Genomic DNA, 5,377 nt, shown 5'->3' with positions numbered 1-5,377 from the left:
CTCGTGCTCGGCGAGCAGCGCGGTCATCGGCGCCTGCACGGCCGCCGGCCAGCGCGTGCCCCGCAGCTGCTCCGCGCAGGCGGCATTGGCGGCGGCGACCGCGCCGGCCCGCTCCCGCACCGTCCGCCACTCCCGACCGGCCTTCATCGCCTCCGCCAGCTCGTCCCGCGCGATGTCGTACGGCGCGACCAGGGACAGGTAGCGCCCCTTGGCCTCCTTGACGGTCAGCGGCACCGGCGTGCTGGGCGGCGGACTCGACGGCGCCGGCAGGGCGACCTGTTCGGTCCCACCGCCGCAGCCGGTGAGCAGCAGGGCCAGGACCAGGGCCGGAGGTGCGAGCCGAGGACGCACGGAGCCTCCCATCGGGCGGTCGGGGGCCCCGAGTGTAGGCCGCCCCGCTCCCGCCCGCCGCCTGCGCGGGCTGGGCGGGTGTTCGGCCGTGGTGGTTCGGGTCAGTGGTTTCGGGGGTGGGGGACCAGGCGCCAGTACTGGCGCTTTCCCTCGTCGCGCACCACGACGCCGAGCCGGGCCAGCTCCCCGTGCAGCTCCCGGGCCTCGTCGCCGTGGCCGCCGTCGACGGCCCGCTGCCGGGCCCGCAGCAGGGCGTCCGCGCCGGGCGGCAGCCCGGGCAACCCGGCCACCCACCGCCGGTACGCGTCCCGGTGCGGGTCCTGCTCGGTCCACGGCCAGCCCTGTCGGATGAACGCCGCGCGCAGCTCCTCGGCGCTCAGGTCGGACCGCTCCCGGACCAGCTCGCCGCCGGCGTCGTCCAGCAGCACCAGCGCCTTGCCGTCGACGAACACGCCGGTGACCCCGGCCCGGGCGACGTCCCGGCCGTGCCCGTCGCGGTGCAGTCGCACCGACCGGTGGCCGACCGTCACGGTCAGCCGCTCCCGGGCGCCCAGGAACGCCAGGACCAGGCCGGCCAGCGCCGCCACGCCCACGCCGGCCGGGTACGCGCGCTGGTCCGGCCACCTGTCGAGCAGCGCGAACACGCCCTGGAAGGGGAACCAGGCCAGCCCGGCGATCCAGCCGGACACGGCGGTCAACCCGGCGCCCAGTCCCGCCCCGAGCAGCGGGAACCCGACCCACATCACCACCAGCTCGGCGGGCCCGCCGTCGACCACGACGGCGTCGCCGGGTTCCCGGGCCGCCATGGTCAGGACACCTCCCGCCGCAGCGTGCGCAGCAGGCCGGCGGCCAGCGGGAGGACCATCCAGACGGCCAGCGACACGCCGAGCCGACCCCACTGCCCGGCGGTCACGTCCGGGCCGAGCAGCGGCTCCATGGTGAGCGAGGTGTCCAGCCAGCCGGCCGGCTCCCGCAGCGCCGTGATCATCGCCGACAGCACGCTCCACACGGTGGGCAGCAGCAGGTAGGTGACGATCGCCAGCGGCGTGTTCAGCAGCAGCAGGCCGAATCCGGCGCCCATCAGCACGTTGGCCACCTGGAACACCGCCGCGTACGGCAGCAGCTGCCAGTCGAACGTCCAGGCCCCGGCCCCGCCGGTGGCCCGGGCGGCGAGCGTGCCGACGGCGGCGACGACCAGGCTGACCAGCACCGAGCCGAGCGCGGCCAGCACCACCGCGGCGAGCTTGGCGACGATCACCCGCTGGCGGCGGGGCACCAGCGCGAACGTGGTCAGCGCGGTGCGCTGCGACCACTCGCCGGTGATGGAGAGGATGCCCAGCACCGGCAGCAGCAGTCCCACCGGCAGCAGCGACGGGGTGAAGAAGGCGGTGAAGCTCTGGTCCTCCGGCTCGACGACGAAGAGCTGCACCACCACGATGGCGGCGGCGATCAGCCCGATCGTGACGAGCAGCCAGCGCCCGGCCCGGGTGTCGGCGAGCTTGCGCAGCTCCACCCCGGTCAGCCGGGCCAGGGAGGGACCGGAGACGACCGGCTCGTGTCGGCGCGGTGCCGTGGTGGGGGCGGTGGCGGTGGTCATCGGACGGCCTCCTTGGTCGACGCGCCGGCGGTGAGGGTGAGGAAGAGCTGCTCCAGGCCGCCGGCGCCGGCCGGACGCAGCTCGGTGAGGACCAGCCCGGCGTCGGCGGCCGCCTGGCCGACCTCCCCCGGCTCGGCGCGGACGACGAAGCCGCCGTCGGCGCCGGCGGTGGCCGGCAGCGCGGCCCGGTCCAGGGTGAGGCGCAGGGCGTGCTGGTCCCGGGCGCGCACCAGAGTGCCGGCTCCGGCCAGCAGCTCGTCCTTGCCGCCCTGGGCGACCACCGTGCCGCCGCCGATGACCACCAGCCGGTCGGCCACCGCCTCCACCTCCCGCAGCAGGTGGGAGGAGAGCAGCACCGTGCCGCCCCGGTCGGCGAAGTCGCGCAGCAGACCGCGCATCCAGAAGATCCCCTCCGGGTCGAGGCCGTTGGCCGGCTCGTCCAGGATCAGCACCCGGGGGTCGCCCAGCAGCGCCAGCGCCAGGCCGAGCCGCTGCCGCATGCCCAGGGAGTACGCGCCGACCCGTCGCCGGGCGGCGGTGTCGTTCAGCCCGACCAGGTCCAGTTTCGCGGCCACCTGGCCCCGGTCCACGCCCATGGTGCGGGCGGCCAGGGTGAGCGTCTCCCGGCCGGTGCGTCCGGCGTGCTGGGCCGAGGCGTCGAGCAGGACGCCGATCTCCCGCCCGGGGTTGGGCAGCTCACGGTAGGGCCGGCCGGCGACCGTGGCGCCGCCCGAGCTGGGCGGCGTCATCCCGCAGATCATGCGCATCGTGGTGGACTTGCCGGCGCCGTTCGGGCCGAGGAATCCGGTCACCGTGCCCGTTTCGCAGCGGAACGTGACGTCCTCGACAGCGGTGTGCGGGCCGTACCGCTTGGTCAGGTGGTCGACTTCGATCATGCCGAGAAGCCTGCCGGGGCCACCCGGTGGCCCGCTGCGGCCGGCGGTCGCTGCCGGCACCGACCGAGGTTCACCGCAGGCGTCGACTTTGGTAGCTGGTAGCCGGTCCGGACGGCTCCCTACCATGGGGCGGGTGAGCAGCGCCGTCGTACCCGATCACCCCTGGCTCCTGCCGGGGTCCCTGGTGCCCGCCCGGGCCCCCCGGCGGACCCCGCGGGACTGGTTCGTCGACAGCCTGCTGTTCCTGATCGCGTTGCTCTGGGTGCTCGTCGCGCACGAGGACGCGGTGAGCCGGGACCCCGAGTTCGCGCTCAACGCCGGGCCGGACTGGCTCGTCGGCGTCGACCTGCTCGCCGGTCTGCTGGCGACCGGGGCGCTCTGGCTGCGCCGGCGCTGGCCGGTCGGGCTGGCGGTGGCCACCGCGCCGCTGGCGCTCTTCTCGGTCACCGCCGGGGCCGTGCTGCTGATCGTGCTGTTCACCGTGCTGGTGCACCGCCCGCTGCCGGTCGGCCTCGCGCTGCTCGGTTGGCACGTGGTCACCTCGCTGCCCTACATCGCGATCCGCCCCGACCCGGCCATGCCGCTCTGGGCCGCGATGGCCTGGACGGTGCTGTTCCTCGGCATCGTGGTGGCCTGGGCGCTGTTCGTCCGGGCCCGCCGCCAGCTCGTGCTGTCGCTGCGCGACCGCGCCGAGCGGGCCGAGGCCGAGCAGCAGCTCCGGCTGGAGCAGGCCCGGCACCTCGAACGCGGCCGGATCGCCCGGGAGATGCACGACGTGCTGGCCCACCGGATCTCCCTGCTCAGCCTGCACGCCGGGGCGCTGGAGTTCCGCCCGGACGCGCCGCCGGCGGAGGTCGCCCGGGCGGCCGGCGTGATCCGGGCCAGCGCGCACGCCGCCCTGCAGGACCTGCGCGAGGTGATCGGTGTGCTGCGGGCCGAGGTGAGCACCGAGGCCACCCCGGAGCGACCGCAGCCGACGCTCGGCGACGTGCCGGCGCTGGTGGCGGAGAGCCGGGACGCCGGGGTACGGGTGAGCGTGGTCGACGAGGTGACCGAACCGGCCGAGGTGCCGGCGGCGATCGGGCGCAGCGCGTACCGGATCGTGCAGGAGGGGCTCACCAACGCGCGCAAGCACGCGCCCGGGGCGGTGGTGACGGTCCGGCTGGCCGGCGGCCCCGGCGACGGGCTGGCGGTGGAGATCCGCAACCCCTGGCCGGTGGGCGGGCCGGTCACCGCGATCCCCGGCACCGGCACCGGGCTGGTCGGTGTCGCCGAGCGGGTCACGCTGGCCGGCGGACGCCTCGACCACGGCCGGGACGCCGCCGGCGACTTCCGGCTGACCGCCTGGTTGCCCTGGGCGGTGGCCGCATGAGCGAGGTGCGGGTGCTGATCGTGGACGACGACCCGCTGGTCCGGGGCGCCCTGTCGATGATCCTCGGCGGCGTGCCCGACCTGACCGTGGTCGGCGAGGCGACCGACGGGGCGGAGGTGCCGACGGCCGTCGCCGCCCACGCGCCGGACGTGGTGCTGATGGACATCCGGATGCCCCGGGTGGACGGGCTGGCCGCGACCGAGGCGCTGCGCGCGACCGCGGACCCGCCCGAGGTGCTGGTGCTGACCACCTTCGACGCGGACGAGCAGGTGCTGCGCGCGCTGCGCGCCGGGGCGAGCGGCTTCCTGCTCAAGGACACCCCGCCGGCGGATATCGTGGCCGCGGTGCGCCGGGTGGCGGCCGGGGAGGCGACGCTGTCCCCGGCGGTGACCCGCAAGCTGATCGCGCACGTGACCGCCGCCGCGCCGGTGCCTGGGCCGGATCCGAAGCGGGACCGGGCGGTACGGCTGCTGGACGGGCTGTCGGAGCGGGAGCGCGAGGTCGCGCTGCTGCTCGGCCGGGGGCGCACGAACGCGGAGATCTCCGCCGAGCTGTTCATGAGCGTGGCGACGGTGAAGGCGTACGTGTCGCGGCTGCTGACCAAGCTCGACCTGAACAACCGGGTGCAGGTGGCGTTGCTGGTCCAGGACGCCGACCTGGTCTGACCGGGGCCGGCCGGACACCGTCCGCCGGGATTGAACTGTCGCCGTTTCCGGGCCGTACCACTGGTCGAGGATGTGGTGCGGCCGGTCCGCCGCACCGCTGCCGAGCTGCGGGAGGCCTGCCGTGCGAGTTGGTGAGCAGTCGACGGATCCCATCGACCAGATCCTGGGCGAGGTGCCGATGCCGGCGCCGTTGACCCCCGAGGACGTCCGCCTCGCGGTCCGGGCGGTGGTGGTGCACGCCGCCGAGGAGTGGCCCGCGGGGCCGAAGTGCCGCAACGACGGGGCGGCGTTTCCCTGCCGGTTGCACCGTTGGGGGCGTCGGGTGCTGGAGGCGCACGGCCTCAACGAGCGCCAGATCGACGCGTTGATCCGGCACGGCAACCCGTTCGTGCACGTACCGTTCCCGTTCGTGCTGAGCGGACCGTCGGCCCGCCCGGCCGCCGGGCAGCCCGCCCGGTCGGGTGCCCCGGGCCAGCCCGTCCGGCCCACCGCCCCG

The 5,377-nt window shown here is 75.9% G+C and carries 7 protein-coding genes; 3 read left to right on the top strand and 4 right to left on the bottom strand.

Annotated features, from left to right (window positions below; genetic code table 11):
* From HUW36_RS24615 to HUW36_RS24600, 4 genes are all read right to left on the bottom strand, one after another.
* Window positions 1–351, bottom strand: a 351-nt coding sequence (locus tag HUW36_RS24615; RefSeq protein WP_217428870.1) for a hypothetical protein, incomplete at its 3' end; no start/stop codon positions are given.
* A gap of 101 nt (window positions 352–452) precedes the next feature.
* Window positions 453–1,157, bottom strand: a complete 705-nt coding sequence (locus tag HUW36_RS24610) for a YqeB family protein (RefSeq protein ID WP_174530342.1) — start codon at window positions 1,155–1,157, stop codon at window positions 453–455.
* Window positions 1,158–1,159: 2 nt separating this feature from the next.
* Window positions 1,160–1,948: an ABC transporter permease gene (locus HUW36_RS24605; RefSeq protein WP_174530341.1), complete on the bottom strand. Its 789-nt coding sequence runs from the start codon at window positions 1,946–1,948 to the stop codon at window positions 1,160–1,162.
* Complete coding sequence (locus tag HUW36_RS24600) at window positions 1,945–2,844, bottom strand: ABC transporter ATP-binding protein (protein ID WP_174530340.1); 900 nt, start codon at window positions 2,842–2,844, stop codon at window positions 1,945–1,947. The genes HUW36_RS24605 and HUW36_RS24600 overlap by 4 nt, the downstream gene beginning before the upstream one ends.
* A 133-nt stretch (window positions 2,845–2,977) precedes the next feature.
* On the opposite strand from HUW36_RS24600, the gene HUW36_RS24595 reads away from it, so the two are divergent.
* From HUW36_RS24595 to HUW36_RS24585, 3 genes are all read left to right on the top strand, one after another.
* A complete protein-coding gene (locus HUW36_RS24595) occupies window positions 2,978–4,216 on the top strand; it encodes a sensor histidine kinase (protein WP_174530339.1) in 1,239 nt (412 codons plus the stop codon).
* On the top strand, window positions 4,213–4,881 hold the full coding sequence (locus tag HUW36_RS24590) for a response regulator (RefSeq protein WP_174530338.1): 669 nt from the start codon (window positions 4,213–4,215) through the stop codon (window positions 4,879–4,881). The genes HUW36_RS24595 and HUW36_RS24590 overlap by 4 nt, the downstream gene beginning before the upstream one ends.
* Before the next feature lie 121 nt (window positions 4,882–5,002).
* Window positions 5,003–5,377: hypothetical protein (locus tag HUW36_RS24585; protein WP_174530337.1), on the top strand; the 375-nt coding region annotated here is incomplete at its 3' end.

Source organism: Micromonospora maritima, from assembly GCF_902825405.1.
In the GTDB taxonomy this organism is placed as follows: domain Bacteria; phylum Actinomycetota; class Actinomycetes; order Mycobacteriales; family Micromonosporaceae; genus Micromonospora; species Micromonospora maritima.
Note: the sequence above shows the minus strand (reverse complement) of the source record. Positions and strands in the feature narration are given on the sequence as shown.

Bases quoted from the DNA above. Each gene is read 5' to 3' on its own strand.
- HUW36_RS24610 (WP_174530342.1), bottom strand. From the start codon at position 1,157: ATGGCGGCCCGGGAACCCGGCGACGCCGTCGTGGTCGACGGCGGGCCC.
- HUW36_RS24605 (WP_174530341.1), bottom strand. From the start codon at position 1,948: ATGACCACCGCCACCGCCCCCACCACGGCACCGCGCCGACACGAGCCG.
- HUW36_RS24600 (WP_174530340.1), bottom strand. From the start codon at position 2,844: ATGATCGAAGTCGACCACCTGACCAAGCGGTACGGCCCGCACACCGCT.
- HUW36_RS24590 (WP_174530338.1), top strand. From the start codon at position 4,213: ATGAGCGAGGTGCGGGTGCTGATCGTGGACGACGACCCGCTGGTCCGG.